At 74.3% G+C, this 21,441-nt stretch carries 16 protein-coding genes; 9 read left to right on the forward strand and 7 right to left on the reverse strand.

Annotation, left to right across the window (positions count from 1 at the left end; translation table 11 throughout):
- Positions 1–115: 115 nt before the first annotated feature.
- Positions 116–1,546 carry an MFS transporter gene (locus tag IE332_RS29165; RefSeq protein WP_189922117.1) on the forward strand — a complete coding sequence of 477 codons (1,431 nt, stop codon included), beginning with the start codon at positions 116–118 and terminating at the stop codon, positions 1,544–1,546.
- 153 nt (positions 1,547–1,699) lie between these two features.
- Here IE332_RS29165 and IE332_RS29170 read toward each other — a convergent pair whose 3' ends face one another.
- The gene (locus tag IE332_RS29170; protein ID WP_189922119.1) at positions 1,700–3,178 is read right to left on the reverse strand and encodes a purine-cytosine permease family protein; all 1,479 of its coding nucleotides are present in this window, start codon (positions 3,176–3,178) and stop codon (positions 1,700–1,702) included.
- Between the two features lie 189 nt (positions 3,179–3,367).
- The gene (locus IE332_RS29175) at positions 3,368–5,233 is read right to left on the reverse strand and encodes a peroxidase family protein (RefSeq protein WP_189922121.1); all 1,866 of its coding nucleotides are present in this window, start codon (positions 5,231–5,233) and stop codon (positions 3,368–3,370) included.
- A gap of 379 nt (positions 5,234–5,612) precedes the next feature.
- Here IE332_RS29175 and IE332_RS29180 point away from each other — a divergent pair, with 379 nt between their 5' ends.
- From IE332_RS29180 to IE332_RS29200, 5 genes are read left to right on the forward strand one after another with little or no spacing between them, the layout of a single operon-like run.
- The gene (locus IE332_RS29180) at positions 5,613–6,035 is read left to right on the forward strand and encodes a CU044_2847 family protein (RefSeq protein ID WP_189922123.1); all 423 of its coding nucleotides are present in this window, start codon (positions 5,613–5,615) and stop codon (positions 6,033–6,035) included.
- Complete coding sequence (locus IE332_RS29185) at positions 6,032–7,000, forward strand: effector-associated domain 2-containing protein (protein ID WP_189922125.1); 969 nt, start codon at positions 6,032–6,034, stop codon at positions 6,998–7,000. Before IE332_RS29180 ends, IE332_RS29185 begins: the two co-directional genes overlap by 4 nt.
- A complete protein-coding gene (locus tag IE332_RS29190) occupies positions 6,997–8,793 on the forward strand; it encodes a VMAP-C domain-containing protein (protein WP_189922127.1) in 1,797 nt (598 codons plus the stop codon). Before IE332_RS29185 ends, IE332_RS29190 begins: the two co-directional genes overlap by 4 nt.
- Positions 8,790–9,851, forward strand: coding sequence for an AAA family ATPase (locus tag IE332_RS29195; RefSeq protein WP_189922130.1), 1,062 nt, complete (start codon positions 8,790–8,792; stop codon positions 9,849–9,851). The genes IE332_RS29190 and IE332_RS29195 overlap by 4 nt, the downstream gene beginning before the upstream one ends.
- 5 nt (positions 9,852–9,856) lie before the next feature.
- Positions 9,857–14,164 (forward strand): SAV_2336 N-terminal domain-related protein, encoded by a 4,308-nt coding sequence (locus IE332_RS29200; protein ID WP_189922132.1) that lies wholly within the window; start codon positions 9,857–9,859, stop codon positions 14,162–14,164.
- Positions 14,165–14,176: 12 nt separating this feature from the next.
- On the opposite strand, the gene IE332_RS29205 is transcribed toward IE332_RS29200, so the two are convergent.
- Both IE332_RS29205 and IE332_RS29210 read right to left on the reverse strand, forming a co-directional pair.
- Positions 14,177–15,049 carry a 5-oxoprolinase subunit C family protein gene (locus IE332_RS29205; protein WP_189922134.1) on the reverse strand — a complete coding sequence of 291 codons (873 nt, stop codon included), beginning with the start codon at positions 15,047–15,049 and terminating at the stop codon, positions 14,177–14,179.
- Positions 15,050–15,194: 145 nt separating this feature from the next.
- Positions 15,195–15,884, reverse strand: coding sequence for a GntR family transcriptional regulator (locus tag IE332_RS29210; protein ID WP_189922136.1), 690 nt, complete (start codon positions 15,882–15,884; stop codon positions 15,195–15,197).
- Between the two features lie 269 nt (positions 15,885–16,153).
- Between IE332_RS29210 and IE332_RS29215 the strand changes: the two genes are divergently transcribed.
- The 3 genes from IE332_RS29215 to pcp all read left to right on the forward strand — a co-directional run bounded on the left by IE332_RS29215 (position 16,154) and on the right by pcp (position 18,555).
- A complete protein-coding gene (locus IE332_RS29215; RefSeq protein WP_189922139.1) occupies positions 16,154–16,885 on the forward strand; it encodes a DUF969 domain-containing protein in 732 nt (243 codons plus the stop codon).
- Positions 16,882–17,850: a DUF979 domain-containing protein gene (locus IE332_RS29220; RefSeq protein ID WP_189922141.1), complete on the forward strand. Its 969-nt coding sequence runs from the start codon at positions 16,882–16,884 to the stop codon at positions 17,848–17,850. Before IE332_RS29215 ends, IE332_RS29220 begins: the two co-directional genes overlap by 4 nt.
- Before the next feature lie 63 nt (positions 17,851–17,913).
- Complete coding sequence (pcp, locus tag IE332_RS29225; protein WP_189922143.1) at positions 17,914–18,555, forward strand: pyroglutamyl-peptidase I; 642 nt, start codon at positions 17,914–17,916, stop codon at positions 18,553–18,555.
- A 98-nt stretch (positions 18,556–18,653) separates the two neighbouring features.
- Here pcp and IE332_RS29230 read toward each other — a convergent pair whose 3' ends face one another.
- The 3 genes from IE332_RS29230 to IE332_RS29240 all read right to left on the reverse strand — a co-directional run bounded on the left by IE332_RS29230 (position 18,654) and on the right by IE332_RS29240 (position 21,437).
- A complete protein-coding gene (locus IE332_RS29230; protein WP_189922245.1) occupies positions 18,654–19,067 on the reverse strand; it encodes an SRPBCC family protein in 414 nt (137 codons plus the stop codon).
- 64 nt (positions 19,068–19,131) lie between these two features.
- The gene (locus tag IE332_RS29235) at positions 19,132–19,674 is read right to left on the reverse strand and encodes a hypothetical protein (protein ID WP_189922145.1); all 543 of its coding nucleotides are present in this window, start codon (positions 19,672–19,674) and stop codon (positions 19,132–19,134) included.
- A gap of 17 nt (positions 19,675–19,691) precedes the next feature.
- Complete coding sequence (locus IE332_RS29240; protein ID WP_189922147.1) at positions 19,692–21,437, reverse strand: alpha/beta hydrolase; 1,746 nt, start codon at positions 21,435–21,437, stop codon at positions 19,692–19,694.
- Positions 21,438–21,441: the final 4 nt, after the last annotated feature.

Genomic DNA, 21,441 nt, shown 5'->3' on the forward strand with positions numbered 1-21,441 from the left:
GATCAATGCAAGCTGACCGCATGGCAGTTGAGACTCTTGACGCGTCGTCGGCAGGCACCGACGGCCCCTTAGCCGGATGTGACCTCGCCGTACGTGACCTCGCCGGCAGGCCCGCATGACCGACACCACGGGCACCACGGGCACCGCAGGTGGTGCCGACAGCAACGACACCGCGGACAGCAACGACAGGGCCGGTGGGCCGGTGCGCCGGCCGGGACTGGCCCTCGGCGTGCTCGCCGGGGCGCTCGCGCTGGACGTCAGCGGCCTCGGCGTGCTCAACGCCGCCCTGCCGTCGATCGGCACCCGCTTCGACCTCGGCGACACCACCCTCCAGTGGGTCATGACCGCCTACGCCGTCACCTTCGCCGGCTTCCTGCTGGTGGGCGGCCGGCTGGCCGACGTGCTCGGCCGGCGGCGGGTGTTCGAGGTCGGCGTCGCGCTGTTCACCGCCTCCGCGCTGGTCGGAGCGGCCGCCCCGGACACCGCGGTGCTGCTGGGCGCCCGCGCCGTCCAGGGCATCGGCGCCGCCCTGTCCGGCCCGGCCGCGCTGGCCCTGCTCACCGAGACCTTTCCGGCGGGCCCGGCGCGCAACCGGGCGTTCGGCGTGTACGCGGCCGTCGGCGCGGCGAGCTTCAGCGGCGGGGTGATGCTCGGCGGCGTCCTCACCCAGTTCCTCGGCTGGCGCTCGGTGCTCTGGTTCTCGGTGCTGCTCGGACTCGCCGTCCTGGCCGCGACCCGCGCCGGACTGCCCGGCGGCACCGGCCACAGCGGCCGGCTGGACCTGCCCGGCGCGATCACCGGCACCCTCGGCCTCACCCTGCTCGTCGTCGGCGTCAGCACCGACGGCGCCTCCGCCTGGGCCGTCCTCGCCGCCGCGGCCGTCCTGCTGGTGCTGTTCGTCGTACGGGAGCACCGCACCGCCGACCCGGTGCTCCCGCTCGGCCTGTTCCGGATCGCCTCGGTGCGGGCGGCGAGCCTGGCGGCCTTCCTCCAGTACACGGCGTCGGTCGGGATGCTGTTCTTCGCGCCGCTCTACCTGCAGGGGATGCTGGACTACTCGCCCTTCGCGTCCGGCCTCGCCCTGGTGCCGATGTCCCTGGCGGTGTTCCTCACCGCCAACTTCGCCACCGGTCGGCTCCTCGCCAAACACGCCCCGCGCACCCTGATGGCCGTCGGCCTCGTCCTGATCGGCGTCGGCACCGCCCTGTGGGTCGGCACCCCGAACGACGGCGGCTACGTGCAGCACGTCCTGCCCGGCCTGGTGCTCAGCGGCATCGGCCAGGGGCTCAACTTCCCCTCCATGACCTCGGCCGGCCTCACCGGCGTCCCGGAGCGACAGCACGCCGTGGCGGGCGCGGTCAACGTGGTCACCCAGCAGATCGGCGCCAGCGCGGGAGTGGCGGTGATGGTCCTCGTCGCCGAGACCGACGACGACCACCTCAGCGGCTACCACCTCGCCTACCTCACCGCCGCCGTCGCCTGCGTCCTCGGCGCCGCCCTCATCGCCCTGCGCCGCGAGCCCCGGCCGGTCCCCGCCGCGGACTGACCGGTCCAGCGGTCCAGCGGTCCAGCGGTCCACCGGTCCACCGGTCCACCGGCTCACCGTCGACGGCGACCCGGAACAGGACGGCGAAAGCGGACCGCCCGGTGGCCGGCTCGGCTGAGCGGGCGACCGGGCGGTCCGGGGTGGCGGGGGCGGTCAGACGGTGACCCGTTCGGCGCGCTCCGCCGGCTGCTCGGCGGTGGCGGAAGCGGCGGCGGGGGTGTTCTCCTGCGGCGCGGGGAGCACGGCCATGATCACGCCGGAGATCACGATGGTCGCCGCCCAGGCGAGCCCGTACCGGCCGACGGGGGTGTCGGAGAGCGGGCCGGCGAACCAGTCGCACGTGGTGAAGGCGAGCCCCATCACCAGGGCCAGCACCCAGGACACCATCGCCTGCCAGCAGAAGCCGCCCACGTACCAGTACCGGCTGTTCCTGGTGGTGTCCATCAGCGCGTCGGCGTCGTAGCGCACCGCACGCGACCGGCGGCGGAACATGTCGACCGCGTAGACGCCGATCCAGGCCGAGAAGGAGACCGCGAGCAGGATCAGGAAGGTGATGAAGGAGCCCAGGAAGCTCTTGGCGACCAGCATCAGCAGCAGGCCGCCGACCAGCGAGATCACGGCGTTGATGCTGACGGCCATGGCGCGCGGCAGCCGGACGCCCATGGTCTGCGCGGTGAAGCCGGCCGAGTACATCGAGAGGCTGTTGATCAGCAGCATGCCCACGATCGCGGTCAGCAGGTAGGGCACGGCCAGCCAGGTCGGCAGCAGGTCGCCGAGGAAGGAGACCGGGTCGGCGGCCTCCGCCAGCCCGGGCGAGGCCACCGCCATCACGGCGCCCATCAGCACCATCGGCACCATCACCAGGCCGGCCCCGGAGACCGTCACGCCGACGATCTTCCGGCCGGAGGCGGCGTGCGGCAGGTAGCGGGCGAAGTCCGGGCCGGTGGGGACCCAGCTGATGCCGCCGGCGGCGATGGTCCCGACCCCGGCGACCATCATCGCCGTGGTGCCCGCGGGCTTGGAGAAGACCTCGTTCCAGTGGATGGTCGCGATCAGGTAGCCCAGCACCAGGACGCTGAAGACGCCGAAGAGGTACGTCGACCAGGTGTTGCAGACGTTCAGCGCCTTCCGGCCCATCCCGGAGACCAGGAAGGTGCAGGCGACGAAGGCGAAGAGCGTGATCACGATCAGGACGGTGTTGCTCTTGACGCCGAACATCAGGTCGAGGACGGTCAGCACGGCGTAGGCGCCGGTGACGGCGTTGATCGTCTCCCAGCCGAACCGGGCGATCCAGAGGATCGCGCCGGGGAAGAGGTTCCCGCGCACCCCGAAGGTGGCCCGGGACAGGGTCGCGCCCGGCGCCCCGCCCCACTTCCCGGAGACCGACAGCACGCCGACCATGCCGAACGACACGAGCGCGGCGCAGGCGGCGACGACCAGGACCTGCCAGAAGTTCAGCCGGTTGAACACCACCAGGGCGGCACCCATGGTGAGCAGCAGCACGCTGATGTTCGCCGCGACCCAGGTCGGGAAGAGCTCGCGGACTCTGCCCCGGCGCTCGTGGTCGGGGACGGGTTCGATACCGCGGGTCTCTATCGCGCTGCCGGTGTCGACGGCGGACGGGTTGTCCATGAGGGTGGCTCCGGGCGTGTGAAGCGGGAGATAAATCGGGCAAATGGAACATCTATGGAACTCTTCGCGCGTAGCGCGGAAGTTGAGTCATCCTACTTGTTCCTGATGTGCCCGATTGATGCGCCCGCTCGCCCGCCCCGTGATCCGGCACCGCTCGCCCGTACCGCCGTCCGGCCCCGCCGTGCCGGGTCAGGCCGCCGCCCCTCCGGCGGTGTGCCACGGCACGAAGGCGTTCGTCAGGCCCGCGAGCGCCGTCCGCAGCTCCGGGTGGTGGCGCAGCAGCACCGTGACCATGGTGTTGTCGTCGATCCAGGCCAGACCGGCCTTCGAGTAGACCTCGGGGGTGTAGTACTCGGTGAAGAACCGGTCGCTGTTCAGCCGCCGTGAGGCCATCAGGACGAAGATCCGGAAGGCCGTGTCGCTGAAGGCGAATCCGGTGGGCAGCTTCTCCGCGTACATCCCGACCGTCACGTCGACCTTCTCGATGTCGCCCTCGTAGACCCGCTCGATCTCCTCGGCCCACTCCGCGTTGTCCGTCAGCTCCCGGAAGCTCCGCGCGGGCTCCAGCCGCAGCAGGCGGCGGAACTCGTTGTAGCGGGGGATCCCGAGTTCCCTGCTGCGCAGGATGTCGGTGGCGGCGAGGTCCTGCAGGTTCCCGTCCGGGCGCCGGTACTCCTGCAGGAACCTCGGGAAGTTGTGCAGGGTGACCAGGCCCGGCGGGAGCGTGCCGAAGCTGTACAGCAGGTCGGCGGTCCGCAGCGTCCCGAGGACCTTCAGCGCGTCGGGCCCCGAGATGTCACGGAAGGTGCACTGCCGCAGGCCGGCGTCGTCGTCGGCGGAGCGCAGGTCCCAGTCGTCGCGGACGAGGGGGTGCATCCGGTAGACGGCCACGAACTCCTCGGTGAGCGAGTACGGGACGCCGTAGTGGTCGGTGTCGCCGCCGGGGATGCCGCTGACGACCTCGCTGTCGCTGATCCGGCCGAACAGCCCGTGCACCCGTTCGCCCGCGACGCCCCACCAGTTGGCCCGGAGCGCGGCGACGGTGGTGGGGTGGCTGATCACGGCCGGCGTCCACTCCACGGTGTGGATCTTGGCGAGGAGCGCGGCGTTCACGAGCCTGGCCCGCTGGAACAGCTCCTCGTCGTCCCAGGACGGGTAGGCGCCGTGCAGGTGGTCGCAGATCGCGTTGTGCTCCCGGACGAACAGGGCGTGCATCATCGCCAGGCCCAGCCAGAAACCGGGAAGCCGGGCGGGGTCGCGGGAGGGGTCCGAGGCGAACGGGCTCTGCCCGTTGTCCCAGGTGTGGAGCCGGCCCAGCTCCCCGGTGCGCAGCAGGCGCTGCTCGGCCTCGTCGGTCCCGTAGATCTGGGAGGCGTCCCACCAGTGGGAGGAGACGTTGACGCGGGTGTCGGGGGTCCCGGCGGGCGCCTGTGGGTCCCGGGTCGGGTCGTCCGGGGTCCGCATGATCCGCATCGGCCGCTCGGGCCACGGGTCGTCGTCCAGGAGCTGCACCTCCCAGGGGCGGTCGGTGGGGCTCGTGCCGTGGCTGAACCAGTCGCGGATCATGAACTGGAGCCAGGCGGCGACCAGGGAGTTGACCGACCCGGCCGGGATCAGCTCGTGCCGGGTCAGCAGGACGCGGCTGACCTCGCGCGGGCTGGGCCCGGTCAGGACCGACTCGGCGGTGGCGGGGGCGATCCGGTCCAATGGGATGTTGCGGCCGAAGCGCATGCCCGCCATGCCCATGCGCGGCTCGCCGAGGTCGTTGTGGCTGCCGTCGGCGGTCCGGTTGACCTTGTGCTTCGCGGACGGGGGCGCGGGGTCGGGCAGGTCGACGGAGGGCAGCCCGCCGGTGTCGTACAGGTTCTGCTGCCGCAGCCGGACCCGCAGCCCGAGGAGGGTCAGCAGACCGGGGACGACCGGCAGCCGGTCCCAGCCGAGGTGCCGGTCGACGTACTCGGAGGCGCTGGTCACGATCCGCCAGGGGAGCGAGGTGCGGTATCCGCCGCCGGTCCGGCCCGGGGCGGGGTGGTGCGGGTCGCCGGGCGTCGTCATGATGACTCCCCGTGATTGCGGTGACGGGCCGTAAGTGCGGTGACGGGCTGTGATGCTGCGCACGGGGCACCGGGAATCAGCGCGGACCCCTCGGCAGGTGCGCTTCCTCTGTGGACGTCTGATTTCCACGATAGGAGCGTCTCCCCCCGCCCGCGCGCCGGGAACGAGGCCGTCGGCGGCCAACCGCGGCCCGGAGTGACGGCCCGCGCCGCGGTGCGGTGCGCGGCGAGCCGAGGACGGGTCCCCGATCGGGTCCCCGATCGGGCGGGGGATACGAGGTGATCCCCAGTCAACACCGTTCCACGGTCCTATAGTTCTCTCGTCGGACCGGCGCTCGCGCCGGGTTCCGGCCATGCACAGGACTGAGGGGAGTCGGCTCGTGGGGGACGTCATCACGGTGGATCTCGGCGAGGGCGCGTTCGTCCACGCCGAGGTGACGGTGCTGGACCGGGCGGAGACCGGGTTCACGCCGGCGGCCGGTGAGCCGGGCGGGGACGCCGGGGTCCGGGACACGGCCGCGCGGGCGTTCGCGGAGCTGCCGCAGCGGCTGGACGCGGTGCGCGAGGTGGTGCGCAACGTCGGGCGCTGGGCCGCCGACAGCGTCTCGGGCACCGGGCCCGCCGTGCCGGACACGCTGGAGATCGAGTTCGGGCTCAAGCTGGCCGTCAAGTCGGGTGCGCTGGTGGGCGTGCTGGCCGAGGCGGGCGGCGAGGCGTCGTTCACGGTGCGGATGAGCTGGGACACCGCCCGGGTGGCGGCGGCCAGGGCCGCGCGGGCCGCGACCCCCGACGGCGACCGTTGACCGGCCCGGCCGCCCGGGCCGCCGCGGTCGAGGTGCGGGACGGTCACTCCTTCCTGGGCAGCGGCTTCCTGGTGGCGCCCGGCACCGTGCTGACCGTCGCCCACGTGGCGCGCCGGGCCCTGAACGGCCCTTCGGTGTCCGGAAGCTGGGGGAGCGCGAAGACGGCGGGACCGGCCCGGCTGTTCCCGGCCGACCCGGGGACGGGCCGCTTCCACGCCTTCCCGGACCTCGCCGTGCTCACCCTCGAAGTCCCGGTCGCGCCACCGGAGCTCGTCCTGGACCCCGAGGTGCCGCCCGCCGGAACGCCGGTGCTGGTGGCCGGATTCTCGCCCCACACGCCGACGAACGGCGTCCACGACGACTCCCTGCTGCTCACCGTGGCGGGACCGGCCGCCGACTACGTCCGGGTGACCGGCGACGAGGTGCGGGACGGCTTCAGCGGCGGCATGGTGATCCGGCTGGACACCGGGGCCGTCTGCGGGGTGCTCAAGGGCAGCCGGGACTTCGAGGGCGTGCGCGGCGGCTGGTTCACGCCGCTGTCGGCGCTGGCCGCCGTGCTGCCCGCCGACGACCCGCTGCGCGCACGCCTCGCGGCACCGCCGGTCGCCCTGCCTGCCGCTCTGTCCACCGCCCCATCCACCGCCCCGCCCGTCGCTCCGCCGGTCGCCCCGCCCACCGCGCGTCGGCTGCTGCCCGTCCTGCTCCGGGTGCCCGGCATGGACGACCCGGACTTCCGCCGCGGGGTCGTCCGGACGGCGAACGAGACCCTGGCCGACCCGCTGAACGTCGCCTACCGGGCCCACGACACCGACCATCTGCTGGAGTTGGCGCAGGCCTGCCTCTCCCACCGGGACCCGTGGGCCGCCCTGGCCGCAGTGGTCGAGGCGCTGGACCTGCTGCGCCCCGGCACGGCCGCCGTCGACGACCTCCACGCGCTCACCGGCCTCCCGGAGGGCGGTTCGTGAAGGACGTCCGCATCCTGCTCGCCAAACTGAGACTCAAGGCCGACGCCGAACCGCCCCCCGGCGAGCCGGCCGGCCGGGAGCCGTGGTCGGCCGGCGCGGACGCGGTGCTGCACGACTTCCTCTGCCAGGTCCCCGACCTCCACCAGCCGGACTTCCGCCACCTCGTGCTGGCGGACCTGGGCCGCCGGCTCGGGCTCGCCACCCCGTTCGCCGTCGCGGACAGCGCCCAGGCGGTGGACCACCTCATGGACCTGGTCCACGCCTGCCGCCGCTGGCAGGACCCGCTCCGCGCGCTCGCCCGGCTCGCCGACAGCATCCGCACCCTGCGACCCGGCACCGCCGCCGTCGGCTGGCTGGACGCCGCCGTCGACGCCGTCACGGAGAAGGGCCTGCTCACCCCGGACGCGCAGCACGCCCTGCTCCGGACGCTGCGCTCGCTGAGCCCCCAGCCCCGGCCGGCCGAGGTGCTGCGCCTGGTGGAGGCCGCCTGCGCCGGACGGACCCACCCGGTCCGCGCGCGGGACGGTCTGGCCGAGGCGGCGAGCCGGCTCAACCAGGCCCGGCTGGACGACGCGCCCCCGCTGCTGCTGGGCTTCCTGGCCCGGCTCGCCGCGACGCGCCCCGGGCCCGAGGGCGCCCAGCTGAAGGAGCTGGTCAAGCGCCACGCCCATGAACTGGGGCTGACGGAGGGCGACCTGGCCGAGCCCGTGACGTCGTGCGGGGGCGCCTTCAGCGCCCGCACCGGCCCCGCGCAGCGCCACCCGCTGGTCCTGCAGATCGCCCTGGACGACGTCTCGCCGGTCGGCTCGGAGGCCGAACCCGTCTACGCCTTCGAGGCCGCCCTCTACGACACCACCGAACAGCCCTGGCGGCTGATCTCCAAGCGCGCGGGCGACGAACCCGTACCGCAGTCCGCCCTGCGCGCCCGCGGCAGCCGCCACCTGACCACGTGGGGCGAACTCGCCGCCGCCGCGGCCGACGCCGAGGGCCTGCGGGTGGAGTTCCTGCTGCCCTGGTCCCTGCTCGGCCACCCCGCCGAACTCTGGCCGATGGACGAGGACGACTACCCCGTCGGCATGCACTTCCCCGTGATCGTGCGCTCGCTGGACCGGATCAGGGCCGCGTTCTGGCACACCGCGTGGAAGAACAAGTGGCGGGCGCTGGAGGCCACCCTGGAGAACTGCGGCCAGGACACCGTCGCCGACCTGCCCGGCTGGTTCGTCCACACCGAGGGCGCGGCCCCGCTCGACGCCGAGGTGACCGGACGCACCCTGCACATCGGCGGCACCAAGGGCGACGTCCGGCGCTGGCTGGACAGCCGGCCGCTGACCGCCGTCCTGGCGCTGTCCTTCCCGTACGCCTACCACCCGAAGCGCCGGGCCGTCCCGTACCAGGCCGTCAAGGACGCCGTCCGCGAGGGCATCCCGGTGATGATCTGGCGGCGCGACACCGACGGAAGCCCCACAGAACTCCACGTACTGCTGGGAGAGTTGGCCGCCGGCCAGCTGGCCGGGCTGGCCGCCCACGTGCAGCGCCGGCGCCGGGCCGCCAGCGAGGACGACCGGACGGACCTCGGCCACCACATCACGCTGCTCTGGGACGAGCCCGGACACGCGGCCTGGCTCACCCCGGCCCCGTTCCGCGCCCCCGTCCCCGCCTCGGCCGCCCCCACCGCCGTCGCCGCGCCGCCCGGCGCCGGCGCACCGGCCCCGCCCGCCCCCGCCCCGCTCGTTCCCGCGACACCCGCCCCCGCCCCGCCCGTCTCCCCGACACCGGAAGGACCCCACGCATGACCACCGCCCAGGACGACGCGGCGATCCCGGACTGGTGGATCTACCGCTCCACCGGCGCCCCGCACGACGGCATCCGCGACCTGCCCGACGCCCCGCCCTGGCGCTCCTTCCGCCGCGAGGACGAGGAGCGCGCCGACCTGCCCGTGCCCCCGGAGATGGACACCACGACGGCCGCCCGCAAACTCGGCCGGGCCCACCAGGCCGCCGCCTACCAGGCCGACGAGAAGGAGATCCACCTCGTCAACATGGCCCTCCACCTGCGCCGCCCGCTGCTGGTCACCGGCCCGCCGGGGGTCGGCAAGTCCACGCTCGCCTACAGCGTCGCGCACGAGCTGAAGCTCGGCCCGGTGCTGCACTGGCCGATCACCAGCCGCTCCACCCTCCGCGAGGGCCAGTACCACTACGACGCGATCGGCCGCCTCCAGGACACCGGGCTGCGCCCCGCCGACGCCGACGGCCGGCCCGGGCCGGCCCCCGGCATCGGCCCCTACCTGCGGCTCGGCCCGCTCGGCACCGCGCTGGTGCCCTGGGACCGGCCCCGGGTGCTGCTCGTCGACGAGATCGACAAGGCCGACCTCGACCTGCCGAACGACCTGCTCACCGTCTTCGAGGAGGGCGAGTTCGTCATCCCCGAACTCAGCCGCCTGGACGAGGAGCACGCCCGGGTGACGACCGCCGACGACGAGGGCTGGGCCGCCCTGCACCGGGGCCGGGTCCGCTGCAGCGAGTTCCCGCTGGTCGTCCTGACCAGCAACGAGGAGCGCGAGTTCCCGCCCGCGTTCCTCCGCCGCTGCCTTCGCCTGGAGATCCCCCGCCCCGGCCCCGACAAGCTGGCCCGGATGGTCGCCGCCCATCTGAGCGGTCCGGCGGCCGTCCCCGCCGAGGTCCGCGAGCGGCTGATCGCCCGCTTCCTCGCCAAGCAGCACGAGGAGGGCGCCGACCTCGCCAACGACCAGCTGCTCAACGCCCTGCTGATGGCCACCCGCGGACTGTGGGACGACGACGCCGGACGGCGGCTGGTCGACCGTCACCTGCTGCGTTCCCTGGAAGAGCGCTGACCTCGATGCCCGCCGCCCGCCCCGTGCCCGCCGAGCTGCTGCGCCAGCTCGGCCGCCTGCTGACGGCCGACGGCGCCGAGCCGGGCGGCAGCACCGACCCGCGCGACCTGGCCGACGTGCTGTGGCTCGCGCGGGTCTGCGGGATGCGGCCGGACGAGTCGCCCGGCACGACGGGTGATCCGTCGGTGCCGCCCGCCGAGCTGCCGCCGCTGCCCGCGATCGACGCGGAGGCGGACGAGCGGGCGACGGCGGCCTGGAGCGCCGCGCTGCGGGCGGCGGTCGACCGGGTCGTGGAGGAGCAGGCGGGGGAGGGCGCTCCGGTGCCGGCCCGGACGCCGCGGCAGGGCCTGCCCGAGGGGGCGGCCGGGGCGGTGCCCGCCGCGGCGGGGGCGCCGGTGCCGGAGCCCGTCGTCCCGTTCTTCCTGCCGTCCGTCCCGGGCCCGTCGGAGCCGGCCGACGCACCCGCGGCCACCGTCCGCACCCCCGCCCGGCCCGCGCTGACCGGCACCCTCGCCCTCTCCCGCGCCCTGCGCCCGCTGCGCCGCACCGTCCGGTCGGCCCACGAGTTCGTGCTGGACGAGGAGGCCACCGTCTCCGTCTCCGGCCGGGCCGGACTGCTGCTCCCGGTCTGGCGGGGCGCCCCCGAACGCTGGCTCGACGTGGACGTGGTGGTCGACGGCGGACCGACCATGGCGGTCTGGTCCACCCTGGGCGACGAGCTGGTCGGGCTGCTCCGCCGCCATGGCGCGTTCCACCGGGTGCGCGTCTGGTCGGTGCACGACCGCGCCGGGGCACCCGTCCTGACCCCGCGCGGGGTGGGGGCGGCGCAGGGCGGCGGCATCGGGCCGGCCGCGGATCCGCGCGGCCGTCGGATCGTGCTGCTGCTCACGGACGGCGTCGGCCCGCTCTGGCACAGCGGCGCCCTCGCGGCGGCGATGCGCGAGTGGAGCCGGCAGGCGCCGGTCACCGTCCTCCAGGTGCTGCCGCGGCGGCACTGGCACCGTACGGCCCTGCGGCCGGTTCCGGCGCGGGCCCGGGTACGGCCGGGGGTTCGGCCGACGGTCCACTACGCCCCGGACGACGAGGGCTGGGCCGACCCCGGGACGGCCTGGGCCGGGGTCCTGGAGCTGCGGGCGGACTGGCTGGCGCCGTGGGCCCGGATGCTGTCGGGGCGGGCCTCGGACTGGACGCCGGTGCTGGCGGTGCCGTTGGACGGCCCGGCGCGTTCCGGCGAGCCGGTCCCGGCCGGAGCGCCGGCCCCGGTGGCCGAGGAGAAGCCCGCCGACCTGCTGGCCCGGTTCCGCCGGGAGGCCTCGCCGACCGCGTACGAGCTCGCCGGGTTCCTCGCCGCCGCGCCGCTGAGCCTGCCGGTGATGCGGCACGTCCAGGCGGCCATGCTCGGCGACTCGTCGGCGACGCACCTCGCCGAGATCTACCTGTCCGGGCTGCTGGAGCGCCGCTGCCCGGAACGGCCCGGGGAGGACCCGGAGGCGGTGCTGTACGACTTCCGCCCCGGTGTCCGGGACCGGCTGCTCGGCACGCTGACGAGGCGCGAGTCGGCGACGGTGCTGCGCGTGCTGGCGGGGGTGTCGCAGTCCGTGGCGGGCGCGTTCGGCGGGACGCTGGACTTCCGCGCGCTGGCGGCGCTCGCGGACGCGGGCACCGGCGGTGGGCCCGGACTGCCGTCGGAGAGCGTGCCGTTCGCCGAGGTGGCGGTCGAGGTCCTGCGGGGCCTCGGCGGCGCGGACCGCGCGCTGGCGGAGCGGCTGGCGGTCAGCCTGCCGGCGGGGTCGCGGGTGCGGGAGGCGGTCGCGGCGGCCCGGAAGGGGGAGCGGCGGCCACCGGAGGCGGCGCCGGGGGAGGGGAGGACGGAGCGGGCGGGAGCGCCCGTGCCGCCGCCCCCGGCCGGCACCGACCGAGCGGGGTGGCTGCCCCCGTCGGACGAGGCGGACGCCGCCCGCCCGGAGCGGCGCTGGTGGCAGCGGCGCAGGACCACGACCACCGGGGCGACCGCCGGACCGCCGCCGGCGTCCGCGCCCGAGCCCGCCCCTCCGACCTGGAACAACCTGCCGCCGGGCCTGCCCGACATGACGGGCTGGGAGAGCCGACTCGTCCAGGTCGAGCGCATCCTGCACCCCGGCCGCTCCGCCGCGGACGTCCGGCGGGCGGCCCACCCGTCCGACGGGCGTTCGCTCTGCCTCGTCCAGGGCCAGGAGAACACCGGCAAGACCACCGTCGCCCTCGCCTACGCGCACCTGCACCTGACCGACTACTCCCTGGTCTGGTGGGTGGACGGCCGCAGCCACGAGACCATCGCGCAGTCCCTCGACCACCTGGCCACCCTCCAGGGCCTGCCGCTCGACGGCGACGTCGCGGGCGCGCTGAACCAGTGGCTCGCCGAGCACCCCGGCTGGCTGATCGTCATCGACGACCTCGCCCGGGAACTCCCCGAGGACGAACGCTGGATGGCCGGCTACTCGCCGCGCGCACTGGTGGGCGACCGCTGGCCGCCCGACGGCTTCGGCAGCGTCCTGATCACCTCACGGGTGGCGACCAACACCGGTGCCGTCCTCCAGGACCACACCCTCCACCTCCTCGCCGACCAGTGGCGCGCCGAGCCGCTCGCCACCGCGGACACGCCGGACGACGACCTGGCGGCCCTGCCCGGCCTGCTCGCCCGGGCCACCGACACCGCCGCGCCGCCCAGCGCCGGGTCCCGTCCCGCGCCTCCGCCACCCGAGCCCGAAGAGCGGGTCGCCTACGGTCCGTTGCTCGTCCACCTGGCCGGAGAGGACGGGGAGGCCCTGGACGTCCTCAAGGCCTGCACCTTCCTCGCCGCCACCGGCCTGTCGATCGAGCTGATCAACCAGGGCCTGCTGGCCGCCGGCGGTGAGCCCGGCACCGGCGTCGAACGGGAGGTGCCCCGGCTCTCGGCCGCGGTGATCAGCAAGCTGTCCGCCCGGCGACTGCTCCGGGTCGCCCCGAACCACCGCGGTTCGGCCGCCCTCAGCGTGCCCGTCCCGCTGCAGCAGTCCGTCCGGGCCCGGCTGACGGCCGGTGAGCGGAAGGCCTGGGCGATGGCCGCCGTACGAGCCGTGGTGGCGAGCTTCCCGTCGGACCCGACACCCACGGAACGATGGCCCGCCTGCACGGCCCTCCTGCCGCACGCCCACACCGTGCTCCAGCAGCCCGGCCTCGACGACCGCTCGCTGCGCCTGCGCGCCGAACTCCTGCACCAGCTGGCCAGGTTCCGGGCCGCCCAGGGCGAGTTCGACTCGGCCGAGGCGTACCTGCGCCAGCGCCGCTTCCTGGTCCGTGAACTGCCGGCCGGGTCGGCGGACGTGGACGCCGCCCTGCTGATGGCCAGGGTCCTGCACGGAGCCGGTCGCTACGCACACGTCCTCGAGTACGTCGAGGAGGTCCTGGGCGGCGACGGCGAGCGCGACCTCAGGACCGTGCAGGCCCACCGGCTGGCCGCCGCGGTCCTCCGGGAGTCGTACCTGCTGGAGGAGTCCAGGACGCAACTGCGGGCCGCCCGGGCGACCCTGACCCCGACCTCACCCGCTGGCCTCCTCACCCGCCTGGAGATCCAGCGCGAAACGGCCCTGACCGAACTGGAGGCCGGCCGGCTGGCCGAGGCCGAGGAGCAGCTGGAACTGGCGTGGACCGGGCTGCTCCGCCTCGGATCGGACCGGCCGCGCAACGCGGACCTGCTGGAGGTGACGATCCGTCAGGACCGCGCACGGATCTCCCTCCTCCAGGGCCGCCCCAGCCTCTCGGTCTGCGAAGTCCTCGCGGCGAGCATCCGCAAGGCCGGGAAGCGGCACGACACCGAGGGCCTCGACGTGATCATGAGCGCCAGCGAGACCCTGGTCGACATCACCCGGGCGGCCCTCGACGAGCTGAAGCCCCGTGAGCAGGCCGGGATGGACACGTACCGGAGCCTCTGGCAGGGGCGGGTGACGGCGCTGACGGCCATCGCCGAGGCGGTCCTGGCGTACCGTCGGGAACACGCCGGGGAGCAGCCGCACCGACTGGCCACCGCCCTCGACATGTACGGCATGCTGCTGTCCGCGCTGGGCCGGTTCGGGCCGGCGGAGGAAGTCCTCGGCGAGGCCGCCGGTCTCCACCTCGCGGTGCACGGCGACCACCACCCGGCCTGGGCCGAGAACCGCTGGCGGCTGGCCCAGGTCCTGGCCGCCGCCGGCCGTCGGCAGGCCGCTCGGCAGCTCGCGCAGCACGCCCACGTCCTCCTCGGCTACCGCCTCGGCGACGACCACCCCCGGCTCACCCCCGTCGCCCGGATGCTGTGACGGGTTCTCGTCTCACCCTGCGGTGGCGGGCCGTGCCACCGGGCTGAAGCGCACCGGGGTGCCCGGGGCGGCCTGGGCGGCGGCGGGCAGGGCGGTGGCGGGGACGACGCCGACGACCGGGTAGCCGCCGGTGGTCGGGTGGTCGGCGAGGAAGATGACCGGGCGCCCGCTCGGCGGCACCTGCACGGCGCCCAGCACCATGCCCTCGCTGGGCAGTTCACCCTCCCGGGCGCGCTCCAGGCCCGGCCCGTCCAGGCGCAGCCCGATGCGGTTGCTGGTCGGCGAGACGCGGTAGTCGGCCCGGGCCAGGGAGGCCAGCGAGCGCGCGGTGAACCAGTCGTCGCGCGGGCCGAGGAGCAGCGGCAGCACCACCACCTCCGGCGCCCCCGAACACGGCACCACGTCCGCCCCGCCCGACGCGCCCGACGGCTCCCCGAGCGGCAGCGCGTCCCCGGCCGCCAGCGGCGGCGGCCCCAGCCCCGAGAGCAGGTCGGTCGACCGGCTGCCGAGCACGGGGACGACGGCGATCCCGCCCGCGAACGCCACGTAGCTGCGCACGCCCCGGGTCGCGGGCCCGACCTCCAGCAGCGCCCCGGCGGGCAGCCGCACCGGGGCGGCCCAGGCAGCGGGCCGCCCGTCCACCCGTACGGCGCACGGCGCCCCGGTCACGGCCGCCGTCACGGCACGCTCCACCCGCACCGCGCAGCCCAGCAGGGTGGTCTCCAGCGTGGCCGCCGTCTCCGGGTTGCCGACCAGCCGGTTGGCCAGCCGGTGGGCAGGCCGGTCCAGCGCGCCGGAGCGCGGCACCCCCAGGTGGGCGTGGCCGGGCCGGCCGAGGTCCTGAACGGTCGTCAGCAGGCCTGGGCGGGCGACGGTGACCGTCATCGACTCTCCTCGATCGCGAACCGGACTCCGGTGCCCGGCGCGAGCGGCGCGACGGGCTCCCGCGCAGGGTCCCACAGCTCCGCGCCGGTGCGGCGTCACCGATGAGTGCCCGTCATACGTCGGGCCTCGTCACCGCCGGACTCCGTCATGGCCGGGTCTCCGTCATCGCCCGGACGATCACCGCGCGCGCGTCGTCCAGGTACCGGGTCAACTCGACCTCGGCGTCGTCGATCTCACCGGACTCCAGCAGTCCGGCGAGCGTCTGGTTGCGCCGCAGGAACGGCTCGTGCAGGGCGTGCGCCGAGGGCACCGCCGCGAAGGCCAGGCGCAGCTCCGCCACCAGGTGCGCCATCGCCTCGTCGATCCGCGGGCTGCCCGCCAGCCCGGCGACGGCCTGGTGGTAGTGCAGGTCCGCGGTGCCGACGGCCACCCAGTCGCCCAGCGCCTCGGCGGCCTCCGCCCGGGCGAGCGCGGTGCGCACCGCGGCCAGCCGCTCCGTCGCGGCGCTGTGCAGCGCGCGGACGCCCGCGGTCTCCAGCGCGAGGCGCAGCGTGTAGATGTCGGCGACGTCCTGCGGGTTCAGGACCTTGACGAACACGCCGCGGTTGAGCTCGTGCACGACCAGGCGCTGGTCGGCGAGCAGTCGGAACGCTTCGCGCAGCGTGTTGCGGGAGACGGCGAGCGCCTCGCCGAGTGCCTCCTCCGACAGCCGGGTGCCCGGGGCGAGGCGGCCCTCGGTGATGTGCTCGCGCAGCACCTCGGCCACCCGCTGGGCAGCGCTGGCGCGTTCGATCCGGCTGCGATCGGCCGCGAGCGCGTCGAAAACCCCTGCCATGTGCTGTCTCCCGCCTTCCGCCGGACGGGGGCCGCCGGATTCCCCGGGGCCGCCCGGGAGTTGCCGCCCCATGGCCGTCCTGGAAGCCGTCCTGGGAGCCGCCCGAACCGAACACTGACCGAACTATTGCCGGATTGTTCCACAATCCCCTAGCCTCGCGGCAACCCCCCGCAAGGCCGCCGCCCCAGGGCCCCGGCCTCCTCCGCCGGTCGGCGTCCCGAACGGTCGCCCACCGGGCGGATCCCCCTTTCCGAAAGGCGGCCCGGAACATGATCGTCCTTGTCGGCATCCTCGTCGTGGTGGCCGGGTTCGCCACCCGGCGGAATCCGCTCCTCGTCGTCGGCGCCGCCGGCGTCGCCACCGGCCTGCTGGGCGGCCTGAGCCCGATGAAGGTACTGGACGCGTTCGGCACCGGCTTCGCCTCCAGTCGCTCGGTGACCCTCTTCGCCGTCACCCTGCCGGTGATCGGCCTCCTGGAGCGCCACGGCCTGCAGGAACAGGCCCGCACCCTGATGAACCGGCTCGCCAAGGTCAGCGCCGGCCGGGTGCTCGCGCTCTACCTGGTGATCCGTCAACTCGGCGCGGCCCTCGGGCTCACCGCACTCGGCGGACCGGCCCAGGCGGTGCGGCCGATGATCGCGCCGATGGCGGAAGCCGCGGCCGAGCGCCGCCACGGCCCCCTGACCGAGAAGGCCCGCGAGCGGCTGCGCTCCTTCGCCGCCAGCGCCGACACCGTCGGCCTGTTCTTCGGCGAGGACTGCTTCCTCGCCGTCGGCTCGATCCTCCTGATCACCGGCTTCGTCAACGCGACCTACCACACCGCCCTGGAGCCCGTGCAGCTCGCCCTGTGGGCCATCCCCACCGCGGTCTGCGCCACCCTCGTCCACGGCACCCGCCTGCTGCGACTGGACAGCTCCCTCGCCTCCCTCACCTCCCGCACCGGCGACCTGCCGGCCGCCGCCGAGGGCCGTACCGGCCGAGTCACGGAGGGCTCCAAGTGATCAAGGTCGAGTGGCTGTACTGGCTCGTCGGCGCCGTCTTCCTCGCGATGGCCGCCCAGATGGCCGCCGACCGCGGCAACCCCAGGCGCTACGGCAACGCCGCCTTCTGGGGCCTGCTCGGCGCGAGCTTCGGCTACGGCACCTGGGTCGCCGACAAGAGCGCGCCGGCCGCGCCGCTGGGCGCCGCCGTGCTGGCGATGATCTGTCTGGCCGGCTTCGGCCTCACCGGCCGCGGCACGCCCACGACCGCCGCGCCCGAGCGGCGGGCCGCCTCCGCCGCCCGCCTGCGCAGCAAGCTGTTCATCCCCGCCCTCACCCTCCCGCTGGTCGCGCTCGCCTGCGGCACCCTGCTCAAGGACGTCCACCTCGGCGGCGGCCCGCTGCTGCAGAGCGGCAGCGAGACGCTCCTCGGCCTCGGCATCGGCTCGATCGTCGCCCTCGTGGTCGCCCTCCTCCTCACCCGCGAGCGCAACCCCGCCGTCGCCCTGACGGCCGGCCGCGGGCTGCTGGAGGCGATGGGCTGGGCGCTGCTGCTGCCCCAACTCCTCGCCGTGCTCGGCTCGATCTTCCAGAGCGCGGGCGTCGGCACCCAGGTCGGCAAGATCGTCACCCACGTCCTGCCGGACGGCAGCAGGTACACCGCCGTGGCGGTCTACTGCCTCGGCATGGCCCTGTTCACGCTCATCATGGGCAACGCCTTCGCCGCCTTCCCCGTCATGACCGCCGCCATCGGCTGGCCCGTCCTGGTCGCCCAACTCCACGGCAGCGCACCGGTGGTCCTGGCCGTGGGCATGCTGTCCGGCTTCTGCGGCACCCTGGCCACCCCGATGGCCGCGAACTTCAACCTCGTCCCGGCCGCGCTGCTGGAACTCAAGGACCAGTACGGGCCGATCAAGGCGCAACTGCCCACCGCGGCGATCATGTTGGTCTGCAACGTCGCCATCATGTCGCTCTTCGCCTTCTGAGCCCTCTGAGCCACGCCGCCCCGACCCGCATCACGCCGTCCGACAGAAAGGGCCAGCCCGCCCATGCCCCGGGTCCTGCTCACCGGTTTCGAGCCGTTCGACGGCGCCGCCCTCAACCCGTCCTGGGAGGCAGCCCGCCTCGTCGCCGCCGACCCGCCGCGGGGGCTGGAGGTCACCTCCACCCGCCTGAGCTGCGTCTTCGGCCGGGCCGTCGACGAACTGCGGGCGGCCGTCCGGGAGACCGGCCCGGACGTGGTGGTCTGCCTCGGCCAGGCCACCGGACGCCCCGACATCAGCGTCGAGCGGATAGCCGTCAACATCGACGACGCGCGCATCCCCGACAACGCCGGCCGCCGGCCCGTCGACCGGCCGGTCGTCCGGGGCGGCCCCGCGGCCTACTTCGCCACCCTGCCTGTCAAGGCGTGCGTGGCCGCCGTCCGGGAGGCCGGCCTGCCCGCCTCGCTCTCCCACACCGCCGGGACCTTCGTGTGCAACCACGTCTTCTACGCCCTGATGCACCAGCTCGCCACCGAACGCCCCACCACCCGCGGCGGGTTCGTCCACGTCCCGGCCCTGCCCGAGCAGGTCCTCGACCGGGCCCAGCCCTCCCTGCCCGCCACCACCACCGCCCACGCCCTGCGCGCCCTGCTCACCGCCTCCCTGCGCCCCACCGACCTGCACACCCCGGAGGGCATCACCCACTGACACCGGACCGGACCGCACGCCCCGAGGACGGGGCGAAACGCCGGATGGCCCGTCGGATTCCTCCGACGGGCCATCCGTACCGGTCCTGGGGCTGGTTGTCAGCGCGCGGTCTGCTGCTCCAGCGTCTCCTTCATGACCTGGGCGCCCCGGACGACGCGCGGCCGGACCTGCTCGACCATCTCGTGCGGCAGCACATCGGTGGTCCAGACCAGTCGGCAGTGCTCGGGCCCCTCGGGAAGGACCTGGAACGAGGCGTGGTGGTGGGTGAGGGGGATCTTGAACCCCTCGACCGCCGAGTAGGCGAGCCGGCGGAGGTCGTCGTCGATGCTGACGATCAGCTCGCGGATCACCGCGCCGCCGGGCACGGTCAGGTACCGGGTGTCGCCCTCCACGCGGGCGTCGAGGACATAGCCGGGAACGAGGCGCTCGTGCACCGCCGCCACGTCCCGGACCGCGTCCCACACCTCGTCCGCCCCGGCTTCGATCACGATGTCCTGAACGATGGTGGCGATGGCCGTTCTCCCCTCGGATGTGGATCGTCGTCGGCACCCTGGTGCCGCTGTGGGCTCGGCGGTGTCAGTGCGACCAGTACGGCTCGTCGACCGTCGCGCAGTCGGCGGCGTAGTTCAGTGGTCCCCGGACGAACCCGCCGTTCCCGTTGCTGTCGGTGGTGTCGGTGACATCGGTCAGGGTGGCCCGGACCTCGGCACAACCGTTGACACCGACGGCGAACCAGAGGCCGAACCCCTGGGCCCTCACCTCCACCGAGCCCTTGTTGCGTTCGACCGCGTAGCCCTTGCCCCTCCAGAGCGCCTGGACGGTGTCGAGCGGCTCCTGATCGTGGGTGGGGGCGATTCGGACCCGGGCTGCCTGTCTGACGATCATCTCCGTCCGGCCCGTTTTCCTGCAGCCGGACGTACCGCAGAAACCGGTCAGGTCGGGGTCGCTCTCGTACTTCGGCTCGGCCCACTGGAGCCCCGGGTGGAAGACCCCAGCGACATCGGCGAGTTCGGCCTCGACCCGGTGCTGCGCCTGGTCGACCGGCACGGTGGGCTTCTCGGGCTCCGGCCAGGCGTACCAGCCGGCCAGGAGGGCCAGCAGCACCCCTGGCACGCCCACGCGCCATACCGTCGCCTTCACCTCGGGTCCTCCCTGGTGATCGTGTTCCCGTGGCCGCTCACGATCTTCCCGATGTTGGGGAGCGAGTCGCCGCCCTTGCCGTGCTTCCCGAAATAGTTGTCGTGGGAGTCGGTGACGGTCCCGTCCGCCACCGAGAAGCGCTGCCCGCCGAAGCTCTCGCTCGCCGGGTCAGTGCCGTGCCAGGAGCCGTCGGGATTCGTGATCGCCTCGACCGCGGCCCAGCCGGGGATGAGCATCCCGGGGGACGGCGCGTCCGCGACGGGGTCGTACTTGGCCGTGCCGACGTACACGTGGTCCGCACCGATCCCGAGCTGTGACGCCTTGTCCACCCCGACACCCGGGCTGCCGACCAGGACGATGTCGTCGACCGGCAGGCCGCCGGGCTGCTGGGTCGCCTTCCCGACCACCAGGGAGCCGTAGCTGTGCCCCTGCGCGGTCATGTGGGCCGGCTCGCCCTCGTGGGTGGCCCGGAGACCGGTGAGGAACTTGTTGTACGCGGCCCCGCCCTCCTCCGCCCGGTCCTGCATGAGCACCGAGGGGCCGTCCAGTTGCGGCGCGTCGTACCCCAGCCAGAACACGGACGCGACGCTCGGCGTCTCCTTGTTGTCCGTCGCGCTCGTCACCGCGGCATCGTAGACGCGCTTCGCCGTCATGGCGTCGCCCCCTCCGACGCCGGACACTGTGCTGTTCAGCCCGGGCACCAGGGAGGAGACGTTGCGGGCCTTGTCCGGGTCGCCCCAGGACACGATCGCGCGGCCCTGCCCCTGATCGCCGATCCCCAGCAGCAGCAGCGGCGGGTCGGAGTTCGGCCCGCCCACACCGTTGTCCAGTTTGCCGTCGAGCCGGTTCTGGATGGACTGGAAGCCGTCGAGCTTCTCCTGCAGGGCGTCGCGCTTGGCCTTCCACTCCGTGTAGGCGGGGTTCGGGCGGATGAACCTGCCGGTACCGATGGTGGCGGCCGGCGCGGGGCCGAGGTTGGCGAGCTGGATCTGGCGGTCCTGGATCAGGTTCTTCAGGTTGGTGCGGTTGGCCTGGTCGCGGGCGGCGGCGGGGATGCCGTCGAGGTTGCCGATCAGGTCCGGGTGGTTGAGGATCATCCGCTGCTGCTGAGCGTCGGTCAGGCCGTTCCACCAGGTCTTGACGCTGTTCGGGTCGGTGCCGGCGGCGGGGATCTGGTGGAGCGCGTTCGCGGCGTCCGTGTCGGCCTTCGCGGTGGCGGCGTCGAGGCCGGTTCCGTTGCTCGCGTTGGTGGCGAGGTGGTTGAGCCGGGCGCTGATGGTCTGGTCGGTGTGGTCGGCCTCGGTGAGCGCGGCGGTGATCCGCTTGCTGATCGCCTGGGCGGTGGCCTCGGCCTTGTCACCGGCGTAGTTGGCGGAGTTGGGGTCGTTGTCCCAGGTGATGCGGCCGTCGGGGGCCACGGTCATCTTGTTGTTCTTCGCGTCGTCCAGCGCGCTGATCAGGTGGGCCTGGGCCGCCGCGATGCCCTCGGCGGCGTCGGCGAGCGCCTTGCTGACGAGGTCCAGTTCCTGCTTCGCGGACTGGAGTTCGGTGCCCAGGAACTGGATCCGGGTGTTGGCGTGGCCGGCGGCGGTGCCGGTCCACCCGGAGTGGTTGAGGCGGTCGACGACCTCGTGCTGCCAGGACTCGATGTGCTGACCGAAGGCCGAGTAGAGCGCGTCGAAGGCGTTCTTCGCGGTGGTGATGTTGTTGATGTTGGCGTCGTAGAGCGTCTTGATGTCCATCGGG

The organism is Kitasatospora xanthocidica (genome assembly GCF_014656195.1).
GTDB lineage: Bacteria > Actinomycetota > Actinomycetes > Streptomycetales > Streptomycetaceae > Kitasatospora > Kitasatospora xanthocidica.

Bases quoted from the DNA above. Each gene is read 5' to 3' on its own strand.
- IE332_RS29175 (WP_189922121.1), bottom strand. From the start codon at position 5,233: ATGACGACGCCCGGCGACCCGCACCACCCCGCCCCGGGCCGGACCGGC.
- IE332_RS29215 (WP_189922139.1), top strand. From the start codon at position 16,154: ATGATCGTCCTTGTCGGCATCCTCGTCGTGGTGGCCGGGTTCGCCACC.
- pcp (WP_189922143.1), top strand. From the start codon at position 17,914: ATGCCCCGGGTCCTGCTCACCGGTTTCGAGCCGTTCGACGGCGCCGCC.
- IE332_RS29205 (WP_189922134.1), bottom strand. From the start codon at position 15,049: ATGACGGTCACCGTCGCCCGCCCAGGCCTGCTGACGACCGTTCAGGAC.
- IE332_RS29240 (WP_189922147.1), bottom strand. From the start codon at position 21,437: ATGGACATCAAGACGCTCTACGACGCCAACATCAACAACATCACCACC.
- IE332_RS29200 (WP_189922132.1), top strand. From the start codon at position 9,857: ATGCCCGCCGCCCGCCCCGTGCCCGCCGAGCTGCTGCGCCAGCTCGGC.
- IE332_RS29165 (WP_189922117.1), top strand. From the start codon at position 116: ATGACCGACACCACGGGCACCACGGGCACCGCAGGTGGTGCCGACAGC.
- IE332_RS29195 (WP_189922130.1), top strand. From the start codon at position 8,790: ATGACCACCGCCCAGGACGACGCGGCGATCCCGGACTGGTGGATCTAC.
- IE332_RS29210 (WP_189922136.1), bottom strand. From the start codon at position 15,884: ATGGCAGGGGTTTTCGACGCGCTCGCGGCCGATCGCAGCCGGATCGAA.
- IE332_RS29170 (WP_189922119.1), bottom strand. From the start codon at position 3,178: ATGGACAACCCGTCCGCCGTCGACACCGGCAGCGCGATAGAGACCCGC.